This is a genomic window from Streptomyces sp. BBFR102 (assembly GCF_051397025.1).
Classification (GTDB): Bacteria; Actinomycetota; Actinomycetes; order Streptomycetales; family Streptomycetaceae; genus Streptomyces.
On the sequence record NZ_CP195757.1, the window covers coordinates 5,324,892 to 5,341,046 of the forward strand.

Here is a 16,155-nt window from a genome sequence, read left to right on the forward strand (position 1 = left end):
GGCCCCACCATGCCAGAGATCCCCAGCCGCAGAGGACTGCTCCTCGGCACCGCCGCCCTGGGCGCCGGCGCCTTCCTCACCGCCTGCACCAGCAACGAGCCGAAGGAGTCGGCCGCCGGCTCCACCGGCGACCAGGCGGCCGCCGCCGACGACACGCCCGGAAGGAAGGTCACCATCGGCTTCGCCGGCCCCCAGGCCGACCACGGCTGGCTCAACGCCATCAACGTCAACGCCCGTGAACGCGCCAAGAAGTACTCCGACGTCACCCTCGACATCACCGAGGGCTCCAACGACACCGCCGCCCAGATCGGTCAGATCGACACGCTGATCAACAAGAAGGTCGACGTCCTGGTCATCCTGCCCGCCGACGGCAAGGCGATGACCCAGGCCGGGCTGAAGGCGATGCGCGCCGGGATACCCGTCGTCAACCTCGACCGGGTCTTCGCCGACCCGCAGGCGTACCGATGCTGGGTCGGCGGCGACAATTACGGCATGGGGCTCAACGCCGGGCACTACATCGGCGAACTCCTCAAGGACAAGAAGAACGCCAAGGTCGTCGAACTCTCCGGGCCGGACAACCTGGAGCTGACCCGGCAGCGCACCCAGGGCTTCGACGACGCCCTGAAGAACTACCCGGGCATCAAGAAGGTCGCCCGCCAGCAGGCCGAGTTCACCGTGGAGACCGGGCAGGCCAAGATGGCCCAGATCCTCCAGGCGCAGAAGAACTTCGACGCCATGTGGAACCACGACGACGACCAGGGCGTCGGCGCGCTGCGCGCCATCGACCAAGCCGGACGCGACGACTTCGTGATGGTCGGCGGCGCCGGGGCGCTCTCCGCGATGGAGGCCATCCGGGCCGACGACAGCGTCCTGAAGGCCACCGTGCTCTACCCGCCGACCATGGCGGCCTCCGCCATCGACCTGGCCCGTGCGCTGGGCCAGGGCAAGGGCGTCAGCGGCCTGGCCGAGCACGAGATCCCCACCTCGCTGACGCTCTACTCGGCGGTCGTCACCAAGGACAACGTCAAGGAATACCTGCCGACCGGCTTCAAGTAGGCCGCGAGCACCGCGTACCCAGGACGGCCCCCAGCCCGCACGAAGGCCCCCGTGGCGCGCGCCACGGGGGCCGGGGCCGCCCCTTTCCCAGGAGGAGGAAGACTGCATGCGACAGACGGAGCAGGAGGCGGCCGCAGGCCGCCCGGCCCCGCCCGGGACCCCGCGCCTCGGTGTGGGCATGGTCGGCTACGCGTTCATGGGCGCGGCCCACTCCCAGGGCTGGCGGACCGCCGGACGCGTCTTCGACCTGCCGCTCCAGCCGCATCTGGCCGCGGTCTGCGGACGCGACCCCGAGGCGGTGCGCACGGCCGCGGCCAAGCTCGGCTGGGACGCGGCCGAGACCGACTGGCGGGCTCTGATCGCCCGCGAGGACGTCCAGCTGGTCGACATCTGCACCCCGGGTGACAGTCACGCCCAGATCGCCGTCGCCGCCCTGGAGGCGGGCAAGCACGTGCTGTGCGAGAAGCCGCTCGCCAACACCGTCGAGGAGGCCGAGGCGATGGTGGCCGCGGCCGACCGGGCCGCCGAGCGCGGCCAGGTCGCCATGGTCGGCTTCAACTACCGGCGCGTGCCGGCCGCCGCGTACGCCCGTTCGCTGGTGGCCGAGGGGCGTATCGGCAGGCTGCGCCACGTGCGGGTCCGCTACCTCCAGGACTGGCTGGTCGACCCGGCCTCCCCGCTGACCTGGCGGCTGCGCAAGGAGCGCGCGGGCTCCGGCGCGCTCGGCGACCTCGGCGCGCACGCCGTCGACCTCGCGCAGTACCTCACCGGCGAGGCGGTCGCCGGGGTCTCGGCGCTCACCGAGACCTTCGTCAAGGAGCGGCCGCTGCTCGGCGCCTCCTCCGCTCCGGGCGGCGCGGACGCCGCCCGGAGCGGGCCCGTCACGGTGGACGACGCGGCGGTCTTCACCGCCCGGTTCACCTCGGGGGCGCTCGGTACCTTCGAGGCGACCCGGTACGCCACCGGCCGCAAGAACTCCCTCCAGGTCGAGCTGAACGGCGAACTCGGCTCGCTCGCCTTCGACCTGGAGCGGCTCAACGAACTCTCCTTCCACGACCAGACCGAGCCCGCCGCCACCAGCGGCTTCCGCCGCATCCTGGTGACCGAGCCGGAACACCCGTACCTGGAGGGCTGGTGGCCGCCCGGCCACGGCCTCGGCTACGACCACACCTTCGTGCACCAGGCCCGCGACCTGGTGCACGCGGTCGCGGCGGGCACCAGCCCCGCCCCCTCGTTCGCCGACGGGCTCCGTGTCCAGCGGGTGCTGGCCGCCGTCGAGGAGAGTGCCGCCGAGAACGCCGTCTACACCCCCGTACCGGACCTGGAGGCGTCCTGACATGCCGCGCGAATTCACCCTCTTCACCGGGCAGTGGGCGGACCTCCCCCTGGAGGAGGTCTGCCGCCTGGCCCGCGAATTCGGCTACGACGGACTGGAACTGGCCTGCTGGGGCGACCACTTCGAGGTCGACAAGGCGCTGGCCGACCCTGCTTACGTCGCCGGGCGCCACCAGCTGCTCGACACGTACGGGCTGAAGTGCCGGGCCATCTCCTACCACCTGGTAGGCCAGGCGGTCTGCGACGCCATCATCGACGAGCGGCACCGGAACATCCTGCCCGCCCGCGTCTGGGGCGACGGTGAGCCCGAAGGGGTCCGGCAGCGGGCCGCCGCCGAGATCAAGGACACCGCGCGGGCCGCCGCCGCCTTCGGCGTCGACACCGTCATCGGCTTCACCGGCTCGGCCATCTGGCACCTGGTGGCGATGTTCCCGCCGGTCCCCGACGCCATGATCGACCGCGGCTACCAGGACTTCGCCGACCGCTGGAACCCGATCCTCGACGTCTTCGACGCCGAGGGCGTCCGGTTCGCCCACGAGGTCCACCCGGGCGAGATCGCGTACGACTACTGGACCACGCGCCGGGCCCTGGAGGCGGTCGGGCACCGGCCCGCCTTCGGGCTCAACTTCGACCCGAGCCACTTCGTCTGGCAGGACCTCGACCCGGTCGGGTTCCTGTGGGACTTCCGTGACCGGATCTACCACGTGGACTGCAAGGAGGCCCGTAAACGCCTCGACGGGCGCAACGGGAGGCTCGGCTCCCACCTGCCGTGGGGCGACCCGCGGCGCGGCTGGGACTTCGTCTCGGCCGGCCACGGCGACGTGCCCTGGGAGGACGTCTTCCGGATGCTCCGCTCGATCGGCTACGAAGGGCCGGTCTCGGTGGAGTGGGAGGACGCCGGGATGGACCGGCTGACCGGCGCCCCCGAGGCGCTGGCCACCCTGCGCAAACTCGACTGGGACCCGCCGAGGGCGTCCTTCGACGCGGCTTTCGGCGGCCGCGGCTGACCGGCACCGGCTGACGGCGGCGGCCACCCGACCGGCCCGGCGGCGCTGCCGGCGGGCCGGTCAGGGCTGCCCGCACACCCCTTTGTCCTGCGCCGGGCAGAAGTCCAACTTCCCTGCTGTGCAAGGGGTTTCGGGCGGGAACAAAGGTCGCTACGGTCCAGAGCGAGACCAGTACGGCTCCCCGGGGTGACGGCGCACCCCGGCAGCACCCCCACCCGCACGACGTCTTCCCGGAGGAACTCCGTGCACAGGAAACGTCCAAGACTCCGCCAGGCGGTGGCGCTTCTCACCGGCGCCCTCCTCACCAGCGCCTCACTGGGCCTGGCCGCGCTCCCCGCGAGCGCCGCCGACCCGGACGCGGTGAACGGCCCGGCGGCCGCCCCCACCTTCCAGCAGGTCACCCTCGCCAAGGGCGTGGAGGAGACCGGCGAGCCGATGACCATGGCCGTCCTGCCCGACGGCGGCGTCCTGCACACCGCCCGCGAGGGCGACCTGCGCCTCACCGACGCGGGCGGCACCACCAAGGTCGCCGGCACCCTCGACGTGTACAGCCACGACGAGGAGGGGCTCCAGGGAGTCGGGATCGACCCCGGCTTCGAGGAGAACCGCTTCATCTACCTGTACTACGCCCCCCAGCTCGACACCCCGTCCGGCGACGCCCCCGAGAACGGCACCGCCGCCGACTTCGAGCCCTTCGACGGCGTCAACCGCCTCTCGCGGTTCGTCCTCTCCGAGGACGGCACGCTCGACAAGGGCAGTGAGCGGAAGATCCTGGACGTTCCCGCCTCGCGCGGCCTGTGCTGCCACGTCGGCGGCGACATCGCCTTCGACGCGGACGGCAACCTGTACCTGTCGACCGGCGACGACACCAACCCGTTCGCCTCCGACGGCTACACCCCCATCGACGACCGGGAGACCCGCAACCCGGCCTTCGACGCCCGCCGCAGCTCCGGCAACACCAACGACCTGCGCGGCAAGATCCTCCGCATCAAGGTCAAGGACGACGGCTCGTACGACGTCCCCGAGGGCAACCTCTTCGCCCCCGGCACCGAGAAGACCCGTCCCGAGATCTACGCGATGGGCTTCCGCAACCCGTTCCGGATGAGCGTCGACAAGGCCACCGGCATCGTCTACGTCGGCGACTACGGCCCCGACGCCGGCTCCGCCGACCCGGACCGCGGCCCGGCCGGACAGGTCGAGTTCGCCCGCGTCACCGAGGCCGGCAACTTCGGCTGGCCGTACTGCACCGGCGACAACGAGCCGTTCAACGCGTACGACTTCGAGACCAAGGCGTCCGGCGAGCCCTTCGACTGCGCCGCGCCGAAGAACACCTCGCGGCACAACACCGGCCTCACCGACCTGCCGCCGGCCCAGGCCGCCTGGATTCCGTACGACGGCGACAGCGTCCCGGAGTTCGGCAACGGCTCCGAGTCGCCGATGGGCGGCCCGGTCTACCGCTACGACGCCTCTCTCGACTCGCCGGTGAAGTTCCCCGAGGAGTTCGACGGGGACTTCTTCGCCGGAGAGTTCGGCCGCCAGTGGATCAAGCGGATCGAGCAGGGCGAGGACGGCACCGTCGAGGCCATCAACGACTTCCCGTGGTCCGGCACCCAGGTCATGGACATGGAGTTCGGCCCGGACGGCGCCCTGTACGTCCTCGACTACGGCACCGGCTACTTCGGCGGCGACGCCAACTCGGCCGTCTACCGTATCGAGAACGCCACCGACGGTTACGCCCCGGTCGCCGTCGCCAAGGCCGACAAGACCTCGGGCCAGGGCCCGCTGGAGGTCGCCTTCTCCTCCGAGGGGACCACGGACGCCGACGGCGACCCGCTCACCTACAGCTGGGACTTCGGGGACGGAGCCACCAGCGACGAGGAGAACCCCACCCACACCTTCGAGGAGAACGGCGTCCACTCGGTGACGCTGACCGCCTCCGACCCGGCCGGCCTCAAGGGCACCGCCTCGGTCCAGGTCACCGTCGGCAACACCGCGCCGACCGTCACCCTCCAGCAGCCGAAGGACGGCACGCTCTTCGAGTTCGGTGACACGGTCTCCTTCAAGGTGGAGGTGACCGACCCCGAGGACGAGGAGATCGACTGCTCCAAGGTCACCGTCCGCTACATCCTCGGCCACGACAACCACGGCCACCCCATCACCTCGGCAGAAGGCTGCGAGGGCACCCTCAACGTCCCCGCCGACGGCGAGCACGACCCCAACGCCAACATCTTCGGCGTCGTCGACGCCTCGTACACCGACACCGGGGCGGAGGGCCAGCCCGCGCTGACCGGCTCCGACCAGATCCAGCTCCAGCCCCGCCACCGCCAGGCCGAGCACTACGGCGGCTTCGAGGGCGTGGCCCCGCAGAACAAGTCCACCGCCCACGGGGGCAAGACCGTCGGTGACATCCACGACGGCGACTGGATCTCCTTCAAGCCGTACAACCTCTCGGGCGCCGACAAGTTCACCGCCCGCATCTCCTCCGGCGGCAGCGGCGGCACCCTGGAGGTCCGCAGCGGATCGCCCACCGGCACCCTGCACGGCACCGCGACCGTCCCGGTCACCGGCGGCTGGGAGACCTTCGAGGACGTCGAAGCCGAGCTGACCGACGTCGGCCCGGACACCACCGAACTCTTCCTCGTCTTCAAGGGCGAGGGCGACGGTGCCCTCTACGACGTGGACGACTTCGTCATCGACGGAGCCGCCCCGGTCGGCGCCGACAAGAAGCTCCTGGTCTTCTCCAAGACCGCCGGCTTCCGCCACGACTCCATCCCGGCCGGCATCGAGGCCATGAAGGAGATCGGCGCGGAGAACGGCATCGAGGTCGACGCCACCGAGGACCCCGGCCAGTTCACTCCGGAGAAGCTCGCCGGGTACGACGCCGTCACCTTCCTCTCCACCACCGGCGACGTCCTCGACGGCGACCAGCAGAAGGCGTTCGAGGAGTACGTAGCGAACGGCGGCGGCTACGTCGGCGTCCACGCGGCCGCCGACACCGAGTACGCGTGGGAGTTCTACGGCGGCCTGGTCGGCGCCTACTTCGACTCCCACCCGCACATCCAGGAAGCCACCGTCGAGGTCGAGGACCACGACCACCCCGCCACCGCGCACCTCGGCCAGACCTGGGAGCGCACCGACGAGTGGTACAACTACGGAACCAACCCCCGTGAGCAGGCCCGCGTCCTCGCCACCCTGGACGAGTCCAGCTACGAGGGCGGCACCATGGACGGCGACCACCCCATCGCCTGGTGCCAGACCTACGAGGGAGGCCGCTCCTTCTACACCGGCGGCGGCCACACCACCGAGTCCTTCGCCGAGGCCGACTTCCGCACCCACCTGGCCGGCGGCCTGAAGTACGCCACCGGCCTGGCCGACGCCGACTGCTCCCCGAAGGACGGCGGCGAGGAGGACGGCTACGAGCCGATCTTCGACGGCAAGAGCCTCGACGGCTGGAAGCAGGCCGGACCGGGCGAGTTCACCGTCGCGGGCGGCGAACTGACCACCACCGGCGGCATGGGCCTGCTCTGGTACGAGGCCCAGGAGCTGTCCTCCTACTCCCTCAAGCTCGACTGGAAGATGGAGGGTGACGACAACTCCGGGGTCTTCGTGGGCTTCCCCGCCTCCGACGACCCCTGGTCGGCCGTGGACAACGGCTACGAGGTGCAGATCGACGCCACCGACGAACCCGACCGCACCACCGGCGCCGTCTACACCTTCCAGTCCGCCGACATCGAGGCCCGCGACAAGGCCCTCAAGCCGCCGGGGGAGTGGAACAGCTACGAGATCAAGGTCCAGGGCGAACGCCTCCAGGTCTTCCTCAACGGGGTCGAGATCAACGACTTCACCAACGAGGACCCGGCCCGCTCCCTGACCGACGGGTACATCGGCCTCCAGAACCACGGGGACGACGACCAGGTGTCCTTCCGGGACATCCGGCTGAAGGAACTGCCCGCCCAGGGCGACTGAGCGACGGCGGGCGGCGGACGCCGGACCTCCGCCCGCCGTCCCACCCCTTCCGGCACCCGCCCACTCGGCCCGGGGGACGGGCGGCCACCGCCGCCCGTCCCCCGACCGGGGCCCAGGTCCCACCACAGGGCCCCGGCCCTCCTTCCGGTTCCGCTTCCCGTTCCGGATACTCACCCCCCTCCGGGCCTCGTGAAGGCCCCGGCCCGCCCGGCGGCGGACGACCGCCGTGTCCCGGCCTCGCACGCACCGACCCATCGGATCACTGCTGTTCGCTGGTAACAGGAGGCTGCCTGTGTCCACCGAGTCGTTCCCCACCCACACCCCCGCCCCCACGTCCACCCCCGAGGCCACCGCGGGGCAGGAGCCCGCCGGACGCCGGACCGGCGTCTGGCTGATCGGCGCCAGAGGCTCCGTGGCCACCACCGCCGTGGCCGGCTGCGCCGCCACGGTCTCCGGACTCCACCCGCCGACCGGGCTCGTCACCGAGACCCGGCCCTTCGCCGGAGCGGGCCTGGCCCCGCTCTCCTCCCTGGTCTTCGGCGGCCACGACACCGCCGACTGCCCGCTGCCCAAGCGGGCCGAGGCCCTCGCCGAGGGCGGCGTCCTGCCGCACGGACTGCCCGCCGCCGTCCGTGCCGAACTGGAGGCCGCCGACCGCGCCATCCGCCCGGGCGGCCCGCAGCCCGGGGACCCCCGCTCCGCGGACGAGCTGGTCGCCGCCTTCGCCGCCGACCTCCTCGCCTTCCGCGAGGAGCACGGCCTCGCCCGCGTCGTCGTGATCAACGTTGCCTCCACCGAGCCCGCCCCCGACGGCGGCGCCCTCCCCGCCAGCTCCCTGTACGCCGCCGCCGCCCTGCGGGCCGGCTGCCCGTACGCCAACTTCACGCCCTCCACCGGCATCCACCACCCCGCCCTCGCCGAGCAGGCGCGCGCCTCGGGCCTGCCGTACGCCGGGCGGGACGGCAAGACCGGGCAGACCCTGCTGCGCTCCGTGCTCGGCCCGATGTTCCGCGATCGGGCGCTGGCGGTGCGCGCCTGGTCCGGCTCCAACCTGCTCGGCGGCGGCGACGGCGCGGCCCTGGCCGACCCGGCGGCGGCCGCCGCCAAGAACGCCGGGAAGGAACGCGTCCTCGCCGACACCCTGCCCGCCCTCCCCGAGGGCGAGGTGCACATCGACGACGTCCCCGCCCTCGGCGACTGGAAGACCGCCTGGGACCACATCGCCTTCGACGGCTTCCTCGGCACCCGCATGGTCCTCCAGACCATCTGGCAGGGCTGCGACTCCGCCCTCGCCGCCCCCCTCGTCCTTGACCTGGCCCGGCTGCTGGCCCGCGCCCACGAGGCCGGCGTCGGCGGCCCCCTCGGCGAACTCGCCTTCTACTTCAAGGACCCGGACCCCGCCCAGGCCCCGGACGGCACCACCACCCTGGTCCCGGCCGGACTCGCCGAGCAGTACCAGCTCCTCCTCGGCTTCGCCCGCCGCCTGGGAGTCGCCGCGTGAACCAGCCCCGCACCCCGGGCTGCCGCCTCGCCGCCTGGGCCGAACTCCTGCGCGTCTCGGCGGCGTTCAGCGTCCCCGGCGACGCCCTCGCCGGCGCCGCCGCCTCCGGGGCGCGCCCCGGAGGCCGCACCCTGCTCGCCGCCGGCTCCTCGCTCTGCCTCTACGAGGCGGGGATGGTCCTCAACGACTGGGCCGACCGAGAGGAGGACCGCGCCGAACGCCCACACCGCCCGCTGCCCTCGGGCCGGATCAGTCCGGCCGCCGCCCTCACCGCGGCCACCGGGCTGACCGCCGCCGGCCTCGGCCTCGCCGCCGCCGCCGGACGCCCCGCCCTCGCCACCGCCTCGGCCCTGGCCGGCACGGTCTGGCTCTACGACCTGAGACTGGCCGGTACGCCGGCGGGCCCCGCCGGGATGGCCGCCGCCCGCGCCCTCGACGTGCTCCTCGGCGCCACCGCGACCGCCCGAACCGGCGCCGCTGCCCGCACCGCGCTGCCCGCCGCCGCCCTGCTCGGCGCGCACACCTACGCCGTGACATCGGTGTCACGCCACGAGACCCGCGGCGGCTCCACCCGCGCCCCGCTCGGCGCCCTCGCCACCACCGCGGCCACCGCCGCCACCGTGGCGGGGCTCCGGCGCGGCGCGCCCACCCGACCCCCGGCGGACCGGCGGGAAGCAGCCGCCCCCGGTCCGCCGGGTCCACGTACCGCCAGGACCGCCGCCCGGGTCGGCCTCGCCGCCCTGTACGCCACCACGGCCGCCGTGCCCTACCTGCACGCCGCACTCAACCCCTCGCCGCCGCTCACCCAGCGGGCCGTCGGCGGCGGCATCCGCGCCATGATCCCCCTCCAGGCGGCCCTCACCGCCCGCGCCGGAGCCCTCGGCGGGGCGCTGGCCACCGTCGCGCTGGTGCCACTGGCCCGCCTCGCCGCGAAGAAGGTGAGCGCCACATGACCTCCGCCCCCGCCCCGCTGCGCCTGGGCTACGGCACCAACGGCCTCACCGACCTGCGCCTGGACGACGCCCTCGGCCTCCTCGCCGACCTCGGCTACGACGGTGTGGGACTGACCCTCGACCACATGCACCACGACCCGCTCGCCCCCCACCTCGCCGCCCGCACCGCCCGCGTCGCCGGGCGCCTCGCGGAACTGGGCCTCGCGGTGACCGTAGAGACGGGCGCCCGGTACGTCCTGGACCCGCGCGAGAAGCACGGCCCGGGCCTGCTCGACCCCGACCCCGGCCGGCGGGCCCGGCGCACCGGCCTGCTCACCACCGCCGCCCAGGTCGCCGCCGACCTCGGCGCGCACGCCCTGCACTGCTTCACCGGGGCCGCGCCGCCCGGTGCCACCGCCGAGGAGGCGTGGGCCGCGCTGCCCGACGCCCTCGCCCCGGTCCTGGAGGCGTCCCGGTCCACCGGCGTCCCCCTCGCCCTGGAACCCGAACCCGGCCACCTGGTCGCCACCCTGGCCGACTTCCACCGCCTGCGCACCGCCCTCGGCGACCCCGGCGAACTGGGCCTGACCCTGGACGTCGGCCACTGCCAGTGCCTGGAGCCCGAGCCGCCCGCCGCCTGCGTACGCGAGGCGGCGCCCTGGCTGCGGCACGTCCAGATCGAGGACATGCGGCGCGGCGTCCACGAGCACCTGCCGTTCGGCGAGGGAGAGATCGACTTCCCCCCGGTCCTCGCCGCGCTCGCCGCCACCGGCTACCAGGGGCTCACCGTCGTCGAACTGCCCCGCCACTCGCACGCCGGACCAGCCCAGGCCGCCCACGCCCTGCCCTTCCTGCGGCGCGCGGCGCGCGAGGCCGGCGCCGCCCTCGCCCCGGCGGGGCCCCGCACGAGGCCGTCCGCACCCCCGACCCGCACCACACCGCGACAGGAGGCGCCCGCGTGAACCACCCCACCTCCGCCCCTCCGCAGCCCGGCCCGGACGCGATCCGCCGCACCCTCGCCGGCCAGCTCGACGCCGACGCCCGCTCCTGGCTCGACACCGCCCTCGCCGAGGCCGCAGGGGGGAGCACCGCCGGACCGCCGCCCGCCTGGGAGCGCCGCTTCGCCGAGGCCGGACGCCGGGTCGGCGCCGCCCACGCCGACACCGCCCGCGTCCTGCTGCTGCACGCCGCCGGAGCCGACACCGCCACCCTCACCCGCCTCTACCAGGAGGGCAGCGGAGCCGAACGCCGCGCCGTGCTCGACGCGCTCGCCCTCACCGTGGACGGCCCAGGCGCCGTCGGCCTGGTCGAGGACGCCCTGCGCGCCAACGACACCGGCATCGTCGCCGCCGCCGTCGGCCCGTACGCAGCCCGCCACCTGGACGCGCACGCCTGGCGGCACGCCGTTCTCAAGTGCCTGTTCACCGGCGTCCCCCTGACCGCCGTCGCCCGGCTCGCCGAACGCGCCGCGGGCGACGGCGAACTCGACCGGATGCTCGCCGACTTCGCCGCCGAACGCGCCGCCGCGGGCCGCGCCGTCCCCGCGGACCTCACCGTCGCCCGCACGCTCACCGAGGCCGCCCCCACCGGCCGTACCACCACCCAGCGCGCCGGTGGCCGCGCCGAGGAGAACTGATGCGCATCTTCGACCCGCACATCCACATGAGTTCCCGTACCACCGACGACTACCGGGCCATGTACGACGCCGGGGTGCGCGCCCTCGTCGAACCCGCCTTCTGGCTCGGCCAGCCCCGCACCTGCCCGGAGAGCTTCCGCGACTACTTCGACGCACTGCTCGGCTGGGAGCCCTTCCGCGCCGCCCAGTACGGCATCGCCCACCGCTGCACCCTCGCGCTCAACCCCAAGGAGGCCAACGACCCGCGCTGCACCCCGGTCCTCGACCTCCTGCCCCGCTACCTCCTCAAGGACAACGTGGTCGCCGTCGGCGAGATCGGCTACGACTCGATGACCCCGGCCGAGGACGCCGCCCTCACCGCCCAGCTCCAGCTCGCCGCCGACCACGGACTGCCCGCCATGGTCCACACCCCGCACCGGGACAAGCTCAGCGGGCTGCGCCGCACCCTCGACGTCGTCCGTGAGTCCGCGCTCGACGTCGAACGCGTCCTCGTCGACCACCTCAACGAGACCACCGTCAAGGAGGCCAAGGCCGCGGGCGCCTGGCTCGGCTTCTCCATCTACCCCGACACCAAGATGGACGAGCACCGCATGGTCGCCGTCCTCACCGAGTACGGCCCCGAGAAGGTCCTCGTCAACTCCGCCGCCGACTGGGGCAGGAGCGACCCGCTGAAGACCCGCGCCGTCGGTGACGCCCTGCTCGCCGCCGGCTTCGACGAGGACACCGTCGACCAGGTCCTGTGGCGCAACCCCGTCGCCTTCTACGGACTCAGCGGCCGCCTCGGCGACCTGGCCGTGCCCGCCCCCACCGGCCCCGCCGAGCACGAGGGCAACAGCATCCGGCGGGGCGCCCCCCGCACGGCGGGGGAGTGAACCGATGCGCTTCCGCCACCCCGACGGCTCCACCGTCCACCTCGCCTACTGCACCAACGTCCACCCCGCCGAGACCCTCGACGGCGTCCGCGCCCAGCTCCGCGACCACTGCGAACCCGTCCGCAGACGCTTGGGCCGCGACCGCCTCGGCATCGGCCTCTGGCTCGCCCGCGACGCGGCCGCCGCCCTCGTCGCCGACCCCGCCGCCCTGCGCACCCTCCGCGGCGACCTCGACCGGCGCGGCCTCGAAGTCGTCACCCTCAACGGCTTCCCGTACGAGGGGTTCGGCGACGCCGAGGTCAAGTACCGCGTCTACCGGCCCGACTGGACCGAACGCACCCGCCTCACCCACACCACCGACCTCGCCCGCCTCCTCGCCTCCCTGCTCCCCGACGACGTCACCGAGGGCTCCGTCTCCACCCTGCCCTTCGCCTGGCGCACCGGCTACGACAGCGGACGCCACCGCTCGGCCCTCGGTGCCCTCACCACCCTCGCCGAACGGCTCGACGCCCTCGCCGACCTGACGGGGCGCTCCATCCGCGTCGGCCTGGAACCCGAGCCCGGCTGCACCGTCGAGACCACCGCCGACGCCGTGGCCGCCCTCGCCCCGCTCGGCGGGGCCACCGCCCACCGCATCGGCGTCTGCCTCGACACCTGCCACCTCGCCACCTCCTTCGAGAACCCCGCCCGCGCGCTCGGCACCCTGGAGGCGGGCGGCGTCCGTGTCGTCAAGGCCCAGCTCTCCGCCGCCCTGCACGCCGGGGAACCCCACCGGGCCGACGTCCGCGAGGCCCTCGCCGCCTTCGACGAACCCCGCTTCCTCCACCAGACCCGCACCAGCACCGAGGCCGGACTGCGCGGCACCGACGACCTCGGCGAGGCCCTGGCCGGCGGCCTCCCCGACACCGGGCCGTGGCGCTCCCACTTCCACATCCCGCTCCACGCCGACCCCGAACCGCCCCTCACCTCCACCCTCCCGGTGCTCCGCGAGACCCTCGCCGGCCTCGTCGGCGGCCCCGCGCCGCGCACCCACCACCTGGAGGTCGAGACGTACACCTGGCAGGCCCTGCCGCCCGCGCTGCGCCCCAAGGCCCGGGCCCGCCTCACCGAGGGCATCGCCGCCGAACTCACCCTCGCCCGCGACCTCCTCATCGACCTGGGCCTCAAGGAGCTGCCGTGACCACCACCGACCGGCCCCGGCCGCTCCTCGTCCTCGACGTCGTCGGCCTCACCCCGCGCCTGCTGGAGCACATGCCGCGCCTCGCCGCCCTCGGCGCGCGCGGCAGCCGCTCCCCGCTCGGCACCGTCCTGCCCGCCGTCACCTGCTCCGCCCAGTCGACCTTCCTCACCGGCACCCTCCCCGCCGACCACGGCATCGTCGGCAACGGCTGGTACTTCCGCGAACTCGGCGACGTCCTCCTGTGGCGCCAGCACAACGGCCTGGTCAGCGGCGACCGCCTCTGGGACGCCGCCCGCCGCGCCCACCCCGGCTACACCGTCGCCAACATCTGCTGGTGGTACGCGATGGGCGCCGACACCGACTGGACCGTCACCCCGCGCCCCGTCTACTACGCCGACGGCCGCAAGGAACCCGACTGCTACACCCGCCCGCCCGAGCTGCACGACGAACTCACCGCGAAACTGGGCACCTTCCCCCTCTTCCACTTCTGGGGCCCCGGCGCCGGCCTCGTCTCCTCCCAGTGGATCATCGACGCCACCCGCCACGTCCTGGCCACCCGCGACCCCGACCTCACCCTCGCCTACCTGCCCCACCTCGACTACGACCTCCAGCGGTACGGCCCCGACGACCCCCGCTCGCACGCCGCCGCCCGTGAACTCGACGAGGCCGTCGGCCCGTTGCTGGACGAGGCCGAGGCCGCCGGCCGCACCGTCGTGGTCCTCTCCGAGTACGGCATCACCTCCGTCAGCCGCCCCGTCCACCTCAACCGCGTCCTGCGCGAGGCCGGGCTGCTGGAGGTGCACACCCAGGACGGCATGGAGTACCTCGACACGATGGCCTCCCGTGCCTTCGCCGTCGCCGACCACCAGCTCGCCCACGTCTACGTCAGGCGTCCCGAGGACCTCGACACCGTCCGCACCCTGCTCGCGGACGTCCCCGGTGTGGAGACCCTGCTGGACGAGGAGGGCAAGAAGGAGCAGGGCCTGAACCACCCGCGCTCCGGCGAGTTCGTCGCCGTGGCCGGACCGGACGCCTGGTTCACGTACTACTACTGGCTCGACGACGCCCGCGCCCCCGACTTCGCCCAGCTGGTCGAGATCCACCGCAAACCGGGCTACGACCCCGTCGAACTCTTCATGGACCCGCACGACCCCTACGTCAAGCTCCGCGCGGGCGCCGCCGTCGCCCGCAAGAAGCTCGGCATGCGCTACCGGATGGCCGTCGTCCCGCTCGACGCCTCGCCCATCCGCGGCAGCCACGGCAGGCTCCCCGCCGACGAGGCGGACGGCCCGCTCCTCCTCAGCTCCCGTCCCGGAGCCACCGAAGGCCCCGTGGCGGCCACCGACGTCAAGGCGCTCCTGCTGCGCCTGGCCGGACTCACCACCACCTCGGCACCCGACACCGCCCCCACCCGGGAGGACCGCACATGAGCCGCACACCCCGCCACCTCCGCGACGTGACCGACCCCGAGCTGAGCCGGCGCCTCAGCCGCCGCGACATGCTCGGCGTCGCAGCCGGCACCGGCGCCGCCGCCCTGCTCGCCGCCGCGGCCGCCACCTCCCCGGCCCTCGCCGCCGGCACCGCCCCGGCCGCCCAGGGCGAGGGCGGGCCCGTGCTGCCCCCCGGCCGCCTCGGCATCCAGCTCTACAGCCTCCGCGACAAGGTCGCCACCCTCGGCTTCGCCACCGTCTTCAAGGAACTCGCCCTCTACGGCTACGACGAGATCGAGTTCGCCGGCTACACCCAGGGCGAGGCCGGCCCCCTCACCCTGCGCGAACTCAAGCGCCTCGCCCGCGACCACGGCCTGACGCCCATCGGCAGCCACGTCAACTACTACGACGACTCCGACCCGGACGCCTACAGCTTCGCCCAGAACCTCGACAAGGTCCTCGACGAGGCCGCCGAACTGGGCCTGCCGCACATCGGCACCGCCTCAGGACCCTGGCGCCACGGCGACACCGTCGACGGCTGGAAGCGCTGCGCCGAGGAGTTCAACCACTACGGCGCCGAGGCGAAGAAGCGCGGCCTGAAGTTCTACCAGCACAACCACGCCGAGGAGTTCTCCTTCGCCTCCGACCGGCCCGACGTCCGCCTCTACGACGTCCTGCTCGCCGAGACCGACCCCGACCTGGTCCACCTGGAGATGGACATCTACTGGGCCTACTGCGCCCAGTTCCGCTTCTCCCAGCGCGCCGACGGCACCCCGGACCCGCTCGACCCGCTCGCCTACGTCCTCAAGCAGCCCCACCGCTACCCGCTCTTCCACGTCAAGGACGGCGAGCACGACGAGACGACCACCGACGGCTACCGCATGACCGACGTCGGTGACGGCGACATCGACTACCAGCACTTCATCTCCACCGTCACCGGCCTGCGCGGCCACCGCCACGCCCACCACTGGCAGACCGAGCACGACAACCCCGCCGACTCCCTCCGCTTCGCCCGCCGCTCCAGCGCCCACCTGCACTCCCTTCGCGGGAAGAAGCGCTGACCGACCCGTGCCGGGTGGGTGGGGAAAGAGGCCGTGGGGGCCCTTTCCCCACCTGCCCGGCACGCTCCGCGCCGCCCCGCTCACCCTGCGTGCCGCCCTTCCCCTGACCACCCGATATGCAGGTGAAGAGCACTCCAAACCCCTGGTAGAGTTTTCTCTGTCAGCGCGGGAAACACCCC

Annotated in this window: 12 protein-coding genes; all 12 read left to right on the forward strand. The window is 73.6% G+C overall.

The window, feature by feature from the left end; all coding sequences use genetic code 11:
- Positions 1-9: 9 nt before the first annotated feature.
- The 12 genes from ACSLIC_RS23555 to ACSLIC_RS23610 all read left to right on the forward strand — a co-directional run bounded on the left by ACSLIC_RS23555 (position 10) and on the right by ACSLIC_RS23610 (position 15,976).
- Complete coding sequence (locus tag ACSLIC_RS23555) at positions 10-1,056, forward strand: substrate-binding domain-containing protein (protein WP_436739697.1); 1,047 nt, start codon at positions 10-12, stop codon at positions 1,054-1,056.
- Positions 1,057-1,162: 106 nt separating this feature from the next.
- A complete protein-coding gene (locus ACSLIC_RS23560; RefSeq protein ID WP_436739698.1) occupies positions 1,163-2,392 on the forward strand; it encodes a Gfo/Idh/MocA family protein in 1,230 nt (409 codons plus the stop codon).
- A gap of 1 nt (position 2,393) precedes the next feature.
- Positions 2,394-3,398 (forward strand): sugar phosphate isomerase/epimerase family protein, encoded by a 1,005-nt coding sequence (locus ACSLIC_RS23565; RefSeq protein WP_436739699.1) that lies wholly within the window; start codon positions 2,394-2,396, stop codon positions 3,396-3,398.
- Positions 3,399-3,641: 243 nt separating this feature from the next.
- The gene (locus ACSLIC_RS23570) at positions 3,642-7,364 is read left to right on the forward strand and encodes a ThuA domain-containing protein (protein WP_436739700.1); all 3,723 of its coding nucleotides are present in this window, start codon (positions 3,642-3,644) and stop codon (positions 7,362-7,364) included.
- Between the two features lie 292 nt (positions 7,365-7,656).
- Positions 7,657-8,865 (forward strand): inositol-3-phosphate synthase, encoded by a 1,209-nt coding sequence (locus ACSLIC_RS23575; protein ID WP_436739701.1) that lies wholly within the window; start codon positions 7,657-7,659, stop codon positions 8,863-8,865.
- A complete protein-coding gene (locus tag ACSLIC_RS23580; RefSeq protein WP_436739702.1) occupies positions 8,862-9,818 on the forward strand; it encodes an SCO3242 family prenyltransferase in 957 nt (318 codons plus the stop codon). Before ACSLIC_RS23575 ends, ACSLIC_RS23580 begins: the two co-directional genes overlap by 4 nt.
- Positions 9,815-10,759, forward strand: coding sequence for a sugar phosphate isomerase/epimerase family protein (locus tag ACSLIC_RS23585; protein WP_436739703.1), 945 nt, complete (start codon positions 9,815-9,817; stop codon positions 10,757-10,759). Before ACSLIC_RS23580 ends, ACSLIC_RS23585 begins: the two co-directional genes overlap by 4 nt.
- Entirely contained in the window at positions 10,756-11,433 is a 678-nt protein-coding gene (locus ACSLIC_RS23590) for an EboA domain-containing protein (protein WP_436739704.1), read from the forward strand. Before ACSLIC_RS23585 ends, ACSLIC_RS23590 begins: the two co-directional genes overlap by 4 nt.
- The gene (locus ACSLIC_RS23595) at positions 11,433-12,305 is read left to right on the forward strand and encodes a TatD family hydrolase (protein WP_436739705.1); all 873 of its coding nucleotides are present in this window, start codon (positions 11,433-11,435) and stop codon (positions 12,303-12,305) included. The genes ACSLIC_RS23590 and ACSLIC_RS23595 overlap by 1 nt, the downstream gene beginning before the upstream one ends.
- Positions 12,306-12,309: 4 nt before the next feature.
- Entirely contained in the window at positions 12,310-13,485 is a 1,176-nt protein-coding gene (gene eboE / locus ACSLIC_RS23600; RefSeq protein ID WP_436739706.1) for a metabolite traffic protein EboE, read from the forward strand.
- Complete coding sequence (locus ACSLIC_RS23605; RefSeq protein WP_436739707.1) at positions 13,482-14,915, forward strand: nucleotide pyrophosphatase/phosphodiesterase family protein; 1,434 nt, start codon at positions 13,482-13,484, stop codon at positions 14,913-14,915. Before eboE ends, ACSLIC_RS23605 begins: the two co-directional genes overlap by 4 nt.
- Entirely contained in the window at positions 14,912-15,976 is a 1,065-nt protein-coding gene (locus tag ACSLIC_RS23610; RefSeq protein WP_436739708.1) for a sugar phosphate isomerase/epimerase family protein, read from the forward strand. Before ACSLIC_RS23605 ends, ACSLIC_RS23610 begins: the two co-directional genes overlap by 4 nt.
- Positions 15,977-16,155: the final 179 nt, after the last annotated feature.